The sequence below is a fragment of the Lentzea cavernae genome (assembly GCF_014653695.1).
Lineage (GTDB): Bacteria > Actinomycetota > Actinomycetes > Mycobacteriales > Pseudonocardiaceae > Lentzea > Lentzea cavernae.
In genome coordinates, this window is record NZ_BNAR01000014.1 from 238056 (window position 1) to 252245 (window position 14190).

Sequence of the window (14190 nt, forward strand, 5' to 3'; positions counted from 1 at the left end):
ACGTTGCGTATGTTGCAACAGCTATTTCACATGAAGCAACGTGACTGTAGAACGGTCTCGGTCAAGGGTCTAGACCAGACGATTGACCCATTCCCTAACGATCGCGGCATCGACCGCCGAGTCCCACCCGGACGGACGGACCGCGCTGCCGACGTGAAAACCCTTCACGCCCACTGCCAGCAGTTCCGGCACGTGACGGGCCTGCAGACCACCACCGACGAGCAGCGCGGGCGGCGCCTGGGCGGCCAGTTCCTTCAGGTTGCCGATTCCGTCCTCGACGCCCTTGACGCTGCCCGCCGCGAGCACGGTGTCGCAGCCGAGGGTCTTAACGACCTCCCAGGACCGGAAGACGTCGTTGGAGTTGTCGAGCGCGCGGTGGAAGGTCCAGGCGCAGCCCTCGAGCTCGGCGACGAGGTTGAGCGTCACGCCCTCGTCGATCTCGCCGCCCGCGTCGAGGAAGCCGAGCACGAACTCCGTGGCGCCGGCTTCCCTGAGCTCCCACGCCTGGCGGCGCAGGTGCTTGAGGTTGGCGGGCGCGAACCCGTTGGCGTCCCTGAGCATCACGCGGATCGGGATGTCGACGGACTGCTGGACCTCCTTGAAGGTGGAGATCGACGGCGTGAGGCCGTCGGAGGCCATGTCGGCGACCAGTTCGAGCCGGTCGGCGCCGCCCGCCTGAGCGGCCTCGGCGTCCTTCGCGTCCAGTGCGATCACTTCGAGAATCGGCATGGTCTAGACCATAACGTGTGCTTTCGTGAATCGGGAGCCTCGGCGCGTGTTCGTGCGTCAGACGCGTATCTGCTCGCCTGGACACCGCTCTTTCACAACGAGCGCTTTGTTCAGGCGTGGAGTCCGCGTCAGCCGGTTCGAGGGGTGCCGGCCGGCGCGGCTCCCACCACTGGCGGCCCGTGACCCGGAGGGGGAATCACGGGCCGCTGGCGTGCCCGGAGGAAGATGAGAGACATCCTGGCGGTAGTGCTGCTCCAATCGAGTGAATTTTGTATCTACCGCCCAGTTAGCCCTTCATGAGTTGGCGGACGGCGCTGACAAGGGCGGCCGATCGGAGGTGCTGCATGGACGAGCTGCACACGGCGGATGACCGTCCGCCGTGGGACGGGCTTGAAGGCACCGAACGTCATGCGGTGTGCGTGGAGGCGGCACGTGAGGGCAACCGGGACGCGCTGAACGTCCTGGTCGACGAACTGACCCCGCTGCTGTGGCACGTGGCGCGCGGTCAGGGCCTCGACCGCGCCGCGGCCGAGGACGTCGTGCAGACCGTGTGGCTCGCGTTCTTGAAGAACATCGAGAACATCAACGAGCCCAAAGCCCTGGTCGGCTACCTGGTGGTCACGACGAGGCGTGAAGCGCGCCGAACTTGGACACCCAACAAGCGTGAAACGCACCTGTCCGACGAATACGCCGAACAGCTCGAGTCCGACACCGGCCTGCCCGAGGACGTGACGCTGATGGACGACCGCGACCGCCGCCTGTGGCTCGCGTTCGGCCGCCTCACCACGAGGTGCCAGGAACTGCTCCGACTCACCGTGCTCGCGGGCCGCGCGGAGTACAGGGCAGTCGCCGAGGCACTGGCCATGCCCCACGGCAGCATCGGTCCGACCAGGGGACGGTGTCTGACACTGCTGCGCAACTACCTGGAGACGGAAGGAGGATCGCGGTGAACGAGATCGACCCGCGCGACGACCGCAGGGGCCCCGAGGACACCGCAGTCCTCTCGGAACTGAACAGGCTCGTCGACGAACTGGACCCGCCGCCCGCCGACCTGGTGGACCGCGTGAAGTTCGCGATCGCCCTGGAATCGCTGGACGTGGAGGTGGCCCGGTGGGAACGCGCCGGATCGTTCGCCGGGGTGCGCGGGGGGCAGACCGGCACGATCACGTTCACCGTGGACAACCTGACGTTGATGGTGAACTTCACCTCGACCGGGTCCCGGCACCGGATCGACGGGTGGCTGGTGCCGGCCGGGGAGCACGAGGTGGAGGTCCGGGTGGCCGATCACCAGTCTTCTTGCACTCGGGCTGATGATGGTGGGCGGTTTGTGTTGCCTGATGTGCCGGCTGGGACCACGCAGATTCTGGTGCATTTGGTGAATTCTCGTGGGGAGCCTGGGCGGACTGTTGTGACGCCCACGATCATGCTTTGATTCTTTTACGTTTTCGTTCGGCGGATTTGTTTGGTGGAGTTCGGCGGATTTACTGGGGTTCTGGGGTTTTACCGGCGGTTGTGCAGGTGGTTGCGCGTGTTGTGACGAGCCGGGTCGATTCATCGCCGCTTCGCGACGATTGCGATTGGGGCTTGACTTCGGGGCCCTTGCGAGGCCTTCCTCGGCCTGGAAAAGCCGGGATTGTGAAGCCCGGCCGAGTGGTCAAGTTCAAGGCCTCGCACCCAAAGTCAAGCCCCAATCGCCGTCGTGGTTGCTTCACCACCGCTTGACCGGGCGGAAGAGGTTCACACGGCTCGGCTTCGCCATTGCGTTGGGCGGAGGGCGGCTTCGCCCCGCCAGGCCACGTTCCCGCCTCGCCGCGCGCACAACGCTTCGCCGCGCCCCCATTCACCGCGCCCCACCAGGCCACGTCCCCGGCTCGCCGCATCGCACCTTCGCCGTGCCCAATTGCCGCGAGCGCCGCACGCCGCTCTCACCTCGCTGTGCGCCCTGTCTGGGGCGCCACGCCCCACCATCGCACCCCACGTCGGCCGCATCCTCCCGGTTGCGCCGCCCACCTCGCGCGTATCTCCTCTCATCTCCCCCCCGGCCGCCTTCCCGCACCCCCTCACCCAGCGCCGGCCACCCCACAGCACGAGCGAGCCCCCCACCCGCCTCAAGTGGCCCTGGGCTCGCAACCGGTACCTCCTCCGCCACCCCCACCGGCCCTCTCGCCCACCCCGGCTCGCTCACCGCCCACCACGGCTCGGCCCACCACCCACCGCGCGCCCTGGAGACGCCGAAAGGCCCGGCTCGCCGTGGCGAGCCGGGCCTTTCGGAGGTGGAGCGGAGCGGTAGGACTCAGAAGTCCATGCCGCCGGCGTCCGGCGCGGCCGGGGCCGCATTCTTCTCCGGCTTGTCCGCGACGACGGCTTCCGTCGTCAGGAACAGGGCGGCGATGGACGCGGCGTTCTGCAGCGCGGAGCGCGTGACCTTGGCCGGGTCGATGATGCCGGCCTTGATCAGGTCCTTGTACTCGCCGGTCGCGGCGTCCAGGCCCTCGCCAGAGGGGAGGGACTTGACGCGCTCGACCACGACGCCACCCTCGAGACCGGCGTTGACCGCGATCTGCTTGAGGGGAGCCTCGACGGCGACCTTGACGATGTTGGCACCGGTGGCCTCGTCGCCCGTGAGCTTCAGGCCCGCGAAGGCGGCCTCGGCGGCCTGGAGCAGCGCGACGCCACCACCGGCGACGATGCCCTCCTCGACGGCGGCCTTGGCGTTGCGGACCGCGTCTTCGATGCGGTGCTTGCGCTCCTTGAGCTCGACCTCGGTGGCCGCGCCCGCCTTGATGACGGCGACGCCGCCGGCGAGCTTGGCGAGGCGCTCCTGGAGCTTCTCGCGGTCGTAGTCGGAGTCCGACTTCTCGATCTCGGCGCGGATCTGGTTGACGCGGCCCTGGATCTGCTCCGCGTCACCGGCACCCTCGACGATGGTCGTCTCGTCCTTCGTGACGACGACCTTGCGGGCCTTGCCCAGCAGCGAGATGTCGGCGTTCTCCAGCTTCAGGCCGACGTCCTCGGTGATGACCTGGCCACCGGTGAGGGTGGCGATGTCCTGGAGGATGGCCTTGCGGCGGTCGCCGAAGCCGGGCGCCTTGACGGCGACGGACTTGAAGGTGCCGCGGATCTTGTTGACGACCAGGGTCGCCAGGGCCTCGCCCTCGACGTCCTCCGAGATGATCAGCAGCGGCTTGCCGCCCTGCATGACCTTCTCGAGGAGGGGGAGCAGGTCCTTGACCGTGGAGATCTTGGAGCCGAACAGCAGGATGTACGGGTCCTCGAGGGTCGCTTCCTGGCGCTCGGGGTCGGTCACGAAGTAACCGGAGATGTAACCCTTGTCGAAGCGCATGCCTTCGGTGAGCTCGAGCTCGAGACCGAGGGTGTTGCTCTCCTCGACGGTGATGACGCCTTCCTTGCCGACCTTGTCCATCGCCTCGGCGATGAGCTCGCCGATCGTGGGGTCAGCGGCGGAGATGGACGCGGTAGCAGCGATCTGCTCCTTCGTCTCGATCTCCTTGGCGTTCTTCAGCAGCTGCTCGGCGATGGCATCGACGGCCTGCTCGATGCCGCGCTTGAGGCCGAGCGGGTTCGCGCCCGCGGCCACGTTGCGCAGGCCCTCGCGGACCAGTGCCTGGGCGAGCACGGTCGCGGTGGTGGTGCCGTCACCCGCGACGTCGTCGGTCTTCTTCGCGACCTCCTTGACGAGCTCGGCCCCGATCTTCTCCCACGGGTCCTCGAGCTCGATCTCCTTCGCGATGGAGACGCCATCGTTGGTGATGGTCGGCGCGCCCCACTTCTTCTCGAGCACGACGTTGCGGCCCTTGGGGCCGAGCGTCACCTTGACGGCGTCAGCGAGGATGTTCATCCCGCGCTCGAGTCCGCGACGGGCTTCCTCGTCGAACGCAATCATCTTGGCCATTGCGGTGTGTTCCTCCGCCTTTGTGGATTCTGGGCCACTGCGGGCGCACGCCCACAGCGGAACACGGTGCAGTGGCCAGGTTGGTGCCCGCGACGGACGACTCCCCCGTCTGATCGACGAGAGGGCCTCACCGTCCCAGCCTCACTGCTTTGGCACTCGAACGTGCCGAGTGCTAGTTCGTGTTTAGCACTCGGACACGACGAGTGCAAGCGAACCCGGGCGACTGCCAGACGACTCTCAGCGAGTCGTGCGCACCGGCACGGAGGTCGGCAGCGGCTTGCGCGAGGTCGGCTCGTCGCCGATGTTCAGCGACGGCGCGGAGCTCGTCTTGGGCTGGCGTGCGGGTTCGTCGCCCGGCGACAGGATCACCACCACGACGATGATCACCACGATCGCCACGACGGCCGCGATGACCGGCGCGAACCACGCGGGCCGCTCCTTCTTGCCGGACGTGAACGCGCTCACGCCCACCTGGTTCGGCGGGCGCAGGCGGACCGGGTCCTGCAACGGCTGCTGGTACCCGCCGCCCTGGTACTGCCCCTGCTGCGCGGGCATCGGCCCGGACACCGGCGACTGGGCGGGGAACGAGCCGGACTGCGGCCCGAGTTGAGCGGGAGCCGAGCCCTGCGCGACCCCGGCGAGAGCGACGCGGGCGGCGGCGATGAGCTCGGCGCAGCTCGCGAACCGCTGCGCCGGGTCCTTCGAGGTGCCCTTGCGGATCACCTCGTCGATGGCCGGCGGCAACGCCACGACCTGCGACAGCGAGGGAACGGCGTTGCCCAGGTGGCCCGCGATGACCTCCTGCACGCCGCCCTGGAACGGCGGGCGCCCCGACAGGCAGGCGAAGAGCATGCACGCGAGCGCGTACTGGTCGGTGCGGCCGTCGACGGGCTCGCCGCGCAGGTGTTCCGGCGCCGCGTAGGTCGGCGAGCCGAGGAAATCACCCGTTCGGGTGCGGTGGCCGGTGGCGCCGCGGCGGGTCAGGCCGAAGTCGGCGACGTAGACGTGCTCGCGCACGCCCTCCTTCTGCGTGACCAGCACGTTGGCCGGCTTCACGTCGAGGTGCACGAGGCCCTTGCCGTGCAGCATGTCGAGCGCCTCGGCCACCTGGGCGAGCAGCGACAACGTGCGCGCGGGCGTGAGCGGGCCCTCCTTGATGTGCCCGGACAGGTCCTGGCCGTCCACGAGCCGCATCGCGATGTAGAGCAGGCCGTCGACCTCGTCGAAGTCGTACAGCGGCACGATGTTCGCGTGGTCGATCGCCGAGGTGTTGCGCGCCTCGTCCACGAACCGCTCGCGGAACTCCGCGTCGGGCGCCAGGTGCTCACCGATGACCTTGAGCGCGACTTTCCGGCCCAACCTCACGTCCGTTGCCCGGTACGTCACGCTCATGCCACCACGGCCGAGCACTCCGTCGATCCGGTAATGCGCGATTCGCCGTCCGCTCAGGTCCTCCGACACGCGAGGCAGCCTAACGTCCGGCCGGATCGGCCTGCCCGGGGTTGGTCAAAGCTGTGATCAGGATGTCGCTAACCGGCCCGGCGCACGTCCGACGCCTGACTGCGCCCGTCCCGGCCGGCCTGCACCTCGAACTCCACCCGGTCGCCTTCTGAGAGCGTCCGGAAGCCTTCCATCTGGATCGCCGAGTAGTGCACGAACACGTCGGGCCCGCCATCGGTTGCGATGAAGCCGTATCCCTTTTCGGAGTTGAACCACTTGACGGTACCGAGAGCCAAGACGTCCTCCTTCAGATCACGCACTCACGCAAAGCGCAGTACGCAACGCTAAAAGAAGAAATCTCACGCGGATACCTCCTTACGGAGTCATGAACGGGCTGACTCCGTTGGCGCGCAACCAGGTGGTGAGCCGCCGCGGTCCGCGCGTCTGCGTCAGCACGGCGCCGGGACCGGCGAAGTCGAACACCAGGCCCTCACCCGTCTGAATGGATTGCACGCCATCGGGCACCGACGGCCGAAGACGGCATTGCACGGTGTCCGCGAACGCCACGACGTGATCGCTGCTGATGGTCACCGCTTCTCCGGCTTCCAGCGTCACGAGGTCGAGCGCGCCGTAGCAGGCGAGCACCACGGCGCCCTTGCCGTGCGCGTAGTTCATGAAGCCCTCGGCGCCCCCGAAGATCGCCTTCATCGGCGGCGCCTCCGGGTTCATCGCCACCGTGCTGCTCGACGCGATCCAGCTGTGCCGGGCCACGCACCAGCCGTGGTTCCCGTCGAGCTCGACCTGGTGCAGGTCGCCGGGCAGCACCGGCGCCGTGTCGATCCAGCCGCCCTCCGCGCCGGCCGTGCACAGCGCGACCAGGCCCTTGACCACGACCGAGAGCCCGTAGTTCGTCGCCGCGATGGTCAGCGGGTCGACCAGCACCGCCTCGCCGGGTGCGAGGACGAGTCTCGCCACGCCGAACGTGGGCGTGTGCCTGGTCCTGACCTGCACGAACAACACCTCCGGGAGCGAACGGGGCACAGCGGTCGTCACGGTCACCGCGACGTTGGCAGTATGCAGTCGTGTCCCCCACCACTGTCGCCGAACACCGCCAGCGCGTCGCGGAGCTCGTCGGGCTGATGCCCGTGCTGCAGCTCCCGCTCGAGGAGTGCCTCGGGCTCGTGCTCGCCGCCGACGTCATCGCGCCGCTGGCCCTGCCGCCGTTCGACAACTCCGCGATGGACGGGTACGCGGTGCTCGCCGCCGACCTGGCCGGTGAGCTCCCGGTCCGCCTGCGCGTGGCCGACGACATCCCCGCGGGCCGCACGGAGCTGAACCCGCTGGAGCCCGGCACCGTGCAGCGGATCATGACCGGCGCCCCCGTGCCGGTGGGCGCGGACGCGGTGGTCCAGGTCGAGTGGACCGACGGCGGCACGGAGACCGTGACGATCGACCGGGCCGTCGTGCCCGGCCAGAACATCCGCACCGGCGGCGACGACGTGCAGAAGGGCGACGCGGTGCTGGCCGCGGGCACGGTGCTGCGCCCGTCCACGCTCGGCCTCGCCTCCGCGCTGGGGCTCCCCGAACTGCCGGTGCGCCGCCGTTCGCGCGTGCTGGTCCTGTCGACGGGCTCGGAGCTGGTCGAACCGGGCAGGCCGCTCGAGATGGGCCAGATCTACGAGTCGAACGGCATGATGCTCGCCTCCTCCGTGCGGGACGCGGGCTGCGTCGCCACGCAGCTGCGGTTCGTGCCCGACGACGTCGAGGCGTTCCACCACGCGTTGAAGCCGTACCTGGGCGCGGTGGACGTGATCGTGACGTCCGGCGGGGTGAGCGCGGGCGCGTACGAGGTGGTCAAGGACGCGTTGGCGGACCACGACGTGCAGTTCACCAAGGTCGCGATGCAGCCGGGCGGGCCGCAGGGCTCCGGCCGGTACGAGGGCGTGCCGGTGCTGTCGCTGCCGGGCAACCCCGTGAGCGCGCAGGTGTCGTTCGAGGTGTTCGTGCGGCCGGCGCTGCTGGCGTCGATGGGCCACCTGCGGCCGGAACGCCCCACCGCGCGTGCGGCGATCACGAGCGGCCTGACGTCCCCCGCGGGCAAGACGCAGTTCCGGCGCGGCCTGCACGACCCGTCGTCCGGCCAGGTCGTGACGCCGGTCGGCGGGCCGGGATCGCACCTGCTGTCGGCGCTCGCGCTGTCCAACTGCCTGATCGAGGTTCCGGAGGAGGTCACCGAACTGGCTGCGGGATCCGAGGTCACCGTGAGATACCTGCAGTAGTTCCGGACGACCTGGGGGAAGCAGGAGATGAGAGCGGCACTCGCGCTCGTGGTGCTCGGCGGGTTCTTCGTGCTCGCGGTGGTGTTGTTCGCCGGCCTGGGAGGGCTGGCGTTCACGCTCTTCCAGCGCGACGACGTCGAGGGCGGGCTGGTCCTGAGCGCGCTGGCGCTCGTGCTGGGCGGGCCCCCGCTGGTGGCGATGGCGATCGCGGCGTGGACGAGCCCGAAGCCCAGCGGCATCGCGCTGACGCGCGCGACGCACCCCGAGCTCTGGCGGCACACCGACGAGCTGGCGCGCATCGCCGGCACGCGCGGCCCCGACGACATCCGCCTGGTCAGCGAGCCCAACGCGGGCGTGTGGGAACGCCACGGCACGCGCTACCTGGAGCTCGGCCTGCCGTTCGTGGCGGGCATGAGCATCGGCGAGCTGAGGTCGGTGCTGGCGCACGAGCTGGGCCACTACGGCGGCGGGCACACCAGGGTCTCCGCGTTCACGTTCCGCGCGAAGGTCGCCCTCGGTCTCGGCGCCGGGCGGTTCGACGCGACCGGCGTCCTCTACGCGTGGGCCCGGCTGTACGCGCTGGTCGCGGCCTCGGAGAGCCGCAAGCACGAGCAGTTCGCCGACGAGGTGTCGGTGGCGGCGGCCGGACGGGAGGCGACGACGCGCTCGTTGCTGCGGACCGGTCCGCTCGGCGAGGCCTGGAACGACTACCTGCGCTGGTACGTCTCGCTGGCGGTGCTCGCCGGGCGCACCCCGCCGTTGCTGGAGGGGTTCCGCGCCTACCTCGACCACCCGCGGCGCGTGCACCAGCTGCGCGAGATCGAGCCCCTGCTGGCCGCGCAGGAGCCGTCGTCGGTGTTCGACAGCCACCCGCCGATCCGCGAGCGGGTGGCGACGATCGCGCGGCTCTTCCCGGCGCTCGGTGTCGCCGAGGCCGTGGACGAGCGGTCCGCCTGGGCGTTGCTGGACGGCACGCCGCCCGAGGCGGTCGCGGCGCTGGTCGACGTGCAGGGGCCGCCGATCACCTGGGAGCAGCTCGCAGGACTGACCGGCCCCCTGCTCGTGCGCCGCCAGGCCGACGGGCTGCGGCACGCGGGCAGGGTCAGCAAGATCGGCGACACCCTCGGAGCCGTGCTGACGGCGCTGGAACACGGCAGACTGCACGACCTCACGGGACGCCCGGTGGACGGGTCGCTGACCTCCGAGGCGGTGCACGACGCCGCCGTCGACGCCGTGACGGAACTGCTCGGGTGCATGGTGGCTGACCAGCTCGTGACGGCTAACCGCGCGACGCTGGAACTCAACTGGGGCGGGCTGTTCGTCCTGCGGATGCCGGACGGAGCTGCGGTCCACCCGGAGGACCTGGTGGCGCCCGCCGTGCGCGACGCTAACCGCGTGCCCGAGGTGCGGTTCCGGCTGCAGGCCCTGGGCGTCGACACACTGTGACGGAACGCTCACCCAGCGACGTTGTTCACCCCATGTGACGGGGATTACACTATCCGCAGGTGCCGGTGGGCCCGCGCATTCGTCGGGGGATGCACGGGCCCACCGGCCACTTGTCTTCTCCGGCAGTCCCGGTGGGCGGTTTGGGGTGTTGCCGTAGCGTTGTGCCGCCCGACAATCCCCCGACGCTACGGAACCCACAGACACGATGAGCAGCGAGAAGCCCGTCTCCCACTTCCTCGAACTCGCGCGCGGCATGGTGCCGCCGATGCACCCGGCAGGGCGCCCGTTCGTCGCCGGTGCGGCGATCGCGACCCTCCTCGTCCGGTTGCGCTTCAAGCGCCTGGGCGTCGTCCTCGCGCTGGTCACGGCGTGGGTGGCGTGGTTCTTCCGCGAGCCGAAGCGCGTGACGCCGACCCGTCCGAACCTCGCCGTGGCCCCGGCCGACGGCACCGTCTCGCACGTGGTCGACGCCGTCCCGCCGGCCGAGCTCGGCCTCGGCTCCCAGCCGATGACGCGCGTCAGCGTCTTCCTCTCCGTGTTCGACGTGCACGTGCAGCGCGTGCCCGCGGACGGCGAGGTCGTCCAGGTCTCGTACCACCCCGGCAAGTTCCTCTCGGCCGACCTCGACAAGGCCTCCGAGGAGAACGAGCGCAACACCGTGTGGCTGCGCACCGTCGACGGCCACGACCTGGTGGTCGTGCAGATCGCCGGCCTGGTCGCCCGCCGCATCGTGTGCGAGGTCGCCGAGGGCGAGAAGGTCGCCGCCGGCCAGACCTACGGCCTGATCCGCTTCGGCTCGCGCGTGGACCTCTACGTGCCGCGCGGCAGCCGTGTCCTGGTCGAGGCCGGCCAGCGCACCATCGGCGGCGAGACCGTTCTCGCCGAACTCCCGGAGGCGTAAGTGGCACCCAGCGGGCCCGGCGTTCGCCTGCTGCCGAACGCGATCACGGTCCTCGCCATGTGCTCGGGCCTGTCCGCCGTGCACTTCGCGAACGTCGGCATGTGGGGCGCGGCCATCGCGTCGATCGCGGCGGCCGCCGTCTTCGACGGCCTCGACGGCCGCATCGCCCGCCTGCTGGACGCGACGTCGAAGATGGGCGCGGAACTCGACTCGCTGGCGGACGCCATCTCGTTCGGCGTCGCGCCCGCCCTCGCGATCTACCTCTGGAAGTTCGAGGGCAACCGCGCGGGCTGGGTCATCGCGCTGATCTACGCGGTCTGCATGGTGGTCCGCCTGGCCCGCTTCAACACGTTGCTGGAGAAGGAACAACCGCCGTTCGCGAAGGAGTTCTTCGTCGGCGTCCCCGCTCCGGCAGGCGGCCTGTTGCTGCTGCTGCCCCTGATCATCGAGGAGCAGGTCCGGTCCGACGGCTGGTGGAACAACCCCTACGTCGTCGGCGCGTGGACCGTCCTGGTCGCGATGCTGCTGGTGTCGCGGATCCCCACGTTGTCCGTGAAGACGGTGAAGGTGCCGCCGCGCGCGGTGGCGCCTCTGCTGGTCGCCGTCGGCCTGCTGGCCGCGGCGATCATCACCTACCCGCTGGTGGCGCTGATCATCGCGATGGTCGTGTACCTCGCGCACCTGCCTTACTCGGTGCGCCGGTACCTGTGGCTGTCGAAGCACCCGGAGGCCTGGACCGTCACCGGTGCGGACCGCCGCGCGATCAAGCGCGCGCACGGGGTCGCCGCTCGGCGGCTCGGCCTGCGCCAGCCGTTGCGCGGTCGCGTCGCCGGCGCCGCCATGCGCGCGGTGCGCCGCCCGCGGCGTGACGTTCCCACCTCCACGACGGCGGTGGACGGCGCGCCCGGCACCAACGGGCGCCGTCGTTCGTGGCGGCAGCTGGGCCTTCGGCGCCAACCGAAGCGCTGATCGCTCGACGACACCGCGGGCCGGACACGTTCATCGTGTCCGGCCCGTTCGCTTCTACCCGGATCAGGCAAACCGGCGGGCTCGCCGGGAGGAACTAGAGTCGTCGGCGTGATCACGCTGACGGCTCGCCTGTCCCCGTCCGCTCTGGACACCCGGCGCGGTGTCGTCCGCCTCCACCCCGAGGTGCTCGACGCCCTGGGCCTGCGCGCCTGGGACGCGGTGAGGCTGACCGGCGCCCGCGTGAGCGCCGCGCTGGCCGCCTCGGGCGAGCAGCCGCCGGGCGTGGTCCTGGTGGACGACGTGACGCTGACCAACCTCGGCGTCGTCGAGGGTTCCGAGATCGTCGTGGCCCCGGTCCAGGTGACGGCCGCCCGCTCGATCACCGTCGCGGGCTCCCGCCTCGCCACCACCGCTCTCACGCCGGAGCACGTGCGCATGGCGTTGACCGGCAAGGTCCTCACCGTCGGCGACAACGTCTCGCTGCTGCCCCAGGACCTCGCGCCGCCGCCCGGCGCGAACGTCTCCGAGACGCGCCGCAAGCTGTCCAACGCCATCGGCATGACGTGGACCAACGAGCTCATCACCATCACCTCGACCGACCCGGCGGGCCCAGTGGCCGTGCAGCCGTCGAGCGTCGTGGGCTGGCGCTCGGCCCAGGCCCCCGCCGCCGAGATGACCCCCGTCGTCGTGCAGGAGAAGCACGAGGCGCTACCCGTCGCGGACCTCGTGGGCCAGCGCGAACAGGCCCGCAGGCTGACCGAGTGGCTGGAGCTGATGTTCCGCCAGCCCGAACTCCTCACGAAGCTCGGCGCCTCCGCCCGCCTCGCGGCCATGATCAGCGGCCCGGAAGGCGTCGGCAAGGCGACGCTGGTCCGCGCCGTCGCCCGCGCCACCGACGCCAGGGTCGTCGAACTGGCCGCCCCGAGCATCGCCGTCCTGGAACCGGGCGCCATGGCGAAACAACTGGGCGACGCCATCGCGGGCGTCCCCGAGCAGCCCACCGTCCTGCTCCTCACCGACATCGACTCCCTGCTGCCCACAGCGCCACCACCGGTCGCGACCGTCGTCCTGGACATGCTGCGCACGGCCATCTCCCGCCCCAACCTCGCCCTGGTGGTCACCTCGGCAAGGGCGGAATCGGTGGACGCCCGCCTGCGCGCCCCAGACCTGGTGGACCGCGAACTGGCACTCCCCCTCCCCGACGCCGCGGGCCGCACCGAACTCCTGCGCGTGCTGCTGCGCGACGTCCCGCTGGAGTCCGATGTGGACTTCGGCGAGGTGGCCGCCCGCACACCGGGCTTCGTGGCAGCGGACCTCTGCGCCCTGCGCCGCGAGACAGCAGTCCGAGCAGCCCTGCGCCAACGCGAAGTGCCAGAACCCCGCGTGGGCCAGGAAGACCTCCTGGGCGCCCTCAACACGGTCCGCCCGATCTCCATGTCCGCCTCGGACACAGTCCAAACAGGCGGCCTCACCCTGGACGACGTGGGCGACATGAAGGAGGTCAAGCAGGCCCTCACCGAAGCGGCCCTCTGGCCCCTGCGCTACCCGGACTCCTTCGCCCGCCTCGGCGTGGAACCCCCGCGCGGCCTCCTGCTCTACGGCCCACCGGGATGCGGCAAGACGTTCCTGGTGCGCGCCCTGGCAGGCACCGGCCAACTGAACGTCCTGACCGTCAAGGGCGCAGAACTGATGGACAAGTTCGTCGGCGAGTCAGAACGAGCAGTCCGAGAACTCTTCCGCCGCGCAGCAGACGCCGCCCCAGCCCTCATCTTCCTGGACGAGGTCGACGCCCTGGCCCCCCGCCGAGGCCAGTCCTCCGACTCCGGCGTGGCAGACCGCGTGGTAGCCGCCCTCCTGACCGAACTGGACGGCGTGGAACCCCTCCGCGACGTGGTGGTCATCGCCGCCACCAACCGCCCAGAACTGATCGACCCGGCCCTCCTCCGCCCAGGCAGGCTGGAACGCATCATCTACGTCCCACCACCAGACGCCGAGGCCCGCACGGAAATCCTCAAGGCCTCCTCCCGCAACACACCACTGGCAGGCGACGTGGACCTGGCCACCCTGGCAGGCGAACTCGACATGTACTCGGCAGCAGACTGCGCGGCCCTGGTCCGCGAGGCGGCCCTCACGGCGATGCGGGAATCCCTGGAGGCAGCCGAGGTGACCCACACCCACCTGGCCAAGGCCCGCGAGGTGGTGCGCCCGTCCCTGGACCCGGCACAGCTGGCGGCTCTGGCGGCATACGCGGCCAACCGCTGACACCGGCGGGGCAACTCGGGCTGGGCACGGAGAGAGCTGGGTTGGAGCTGACGGGGGCGGGGGTGCCGCTCCGACTGGGGCTGGCTGGACTGGAGCGGCCAACACCTGATGGCACGCGATGCCGCAGGCGAGCCGTCCTTACCAAGAGGCTCAGGCGGTGGGTCCCATCACGAGTCGCGCCATAGCTCTTGCTGCATGCAGGTAGGGGTGTCAAGCGGACACGCTGGAGTTGTCCCCGGTTCCCGGACACG

The 14190-nt window shown here is 70.3% G+C and carries 12 protein-coding genes; 7 read left to right on the forward strand and 5 right to left on the reverse strand.

Annotated elements, in window-relative coordinates:
• Positions 1–69 precede the first annotated feature (69 nt).
• The gene (locus IE307_RS35625) at positions 70–729 is read right to left on the reverse strand and encodes a copper homeostasis protein CutC (protein WP_191303798.1); all 660 of its coding nucleotides are present in this window, start codon (positions 727–729) and stop codon (positions 70–72) included.
• A gap of 344 nt (positions 730–1073) precedes the next feature.
• Between IE307_RS35625 and IE307_RS35630 the strand changes: the two genes are divergently transcribed.
• The gene (locus IE307_RS35630; protein ID WP_191303799.1) at positions 1074–1679 is read left to right on the forward strand and encodes an RNA polymerase sigma factor; all 606 of its coding nucleotides are present in this window, start codon (positions 1074–1076) and stop codon (positions 1677–1679) included.
• A 5-nt stretch (positions 1680–1684) separates the two neighbouring features.
• Entirely contained in the window at positions 1685–2161 is a 477-nt protein-coding gene (locus IE307_RS35635; protein ID WP_169746023.1) for a carboxypeptidase regulatory-like domain-containing protein, read from the forward strand.
• An 861-nt stretch (positions 2162–3022) separates the two neighbouring features.
• Here IE307_RS35635 and groL read toward each other — a convergent pair.
• The 4 genes from groL to IE307_RS35655 all read right to left on the reverse strand — a co-directional run bounded on the left by groL (position 3023) and on the right by IE307_RS35655 (position 7093).
• Positions 3023–4642 carry a chaperonin GroEL gene (gene groL, locus IE307_RS35640; protein WP_191303800.1) on the reverse strand — a complete coding sequence of 540 codons (1620 nt, stop codon included), beginning with the start codon at positions 4640–4642 and terminating at the stop codon, positions 3023–3025.
• Positions 4643–4879: 237 nt separating this feature from the next.
• Positions 4880–6103, reverse strand: coding sequence for a serine/threonine-protein kinase (locus IE307_RS35645; RefSeq protein WP_191303801.1), 1224 nt, complete (start codon positions 6101–6103; stop codon positions 4880–4882).
• A 68-nt stretch (positions 6104–6171) separates the two neighbouring features.
• Positions 6172–6378 carry a cold-shock protein gene (locus tag IE307_RS35650; RefSeq protein WP_030470913.1) on the reverse strand — a complete coding sequence of 69 codons (207 nt, stop codon included), beginning with the start codon at positions 6376–6378 and terminating at the stop codon, positions 6172–6174.
• Between the two features lie 79 nt (positions 6379–6457).
• The gene (locus tag IE307_RS35655) at positions 6458–7093 is read right to left on the reverse strand and encodes an AIM24 family protein (RefSeq protein ID WP_191303840.1); all 636 of its coding nucleotides are present in this window, start codon (positions 7091–7093) and stop codon (positions 6458–6460) included.
• 71 nt (positions 7094–7164) lie between these two features.
• Here IE307_RS35655 and moeA point away from each other — a divergent pair, with 71 nt between their 5' ends.
• The 5 genes from moeA (at position 7165) to IE307_RS35680 (ending at position 13939) form a co-directional block, all read left to right on the forward strand.
• Positions 7165–8361, forward strand: coding sequence for a molybdopterin molybdotransferase MoeA (gene moeA / locus IE307_RS35660; protein WP_268250445.1), 1197 nt, complete (start codon positions 7165–7167; stop codon positions 8359–8361).
• A 27-nt stretch (positions 8362–8388) separates the two neighbouring features.
• Positions 8389–9807, forward strand: coding sequence for a M48 family metallopeptidase (locus IE307_RS35665; protein WP_191303802.1), 1419 nt, complete (start codon positions 8389–8391; stop codon positions 9805–9807).
• A 205-nt stretch (positions 9808–10012) separates the two neighbouring features.
• Positions 10013–10708, forward strand: a complete 696-nt coding sequence (locus IE307_RS35670) for a phosphatidylserine decarboxylase (protein WP_191303803.1) — start codon at positions 10013–10015, stop codon at positions 10706–10708.
• Positions 10709–11677, forward strand: a complete 969-nt coding sequence (pssA, locus tag IE307_RS35675) for a CDP-diacylglycerol--serine O-phosphatidyltransferase (RefSeq protein WP_191303804.1) — start codon at positions 10709–10711, stop codon at positions 11675–11677.
• Between the two features lie 108 nt (positions 11678–11785).
• The gene (locus IE307_RS35680) at positions 11786–13939 is read left to right on the forward strand and encodes an AAA family ATPase (RefSeq protein ID WP_191303805.1); all 2154 of its coding nucleotides are present in this window, start codon (positions 11786–11788) and stop codon (positions 13937–13939) included.
• Positions 13940–14190 lie beyond the last annotated feature (251 nt).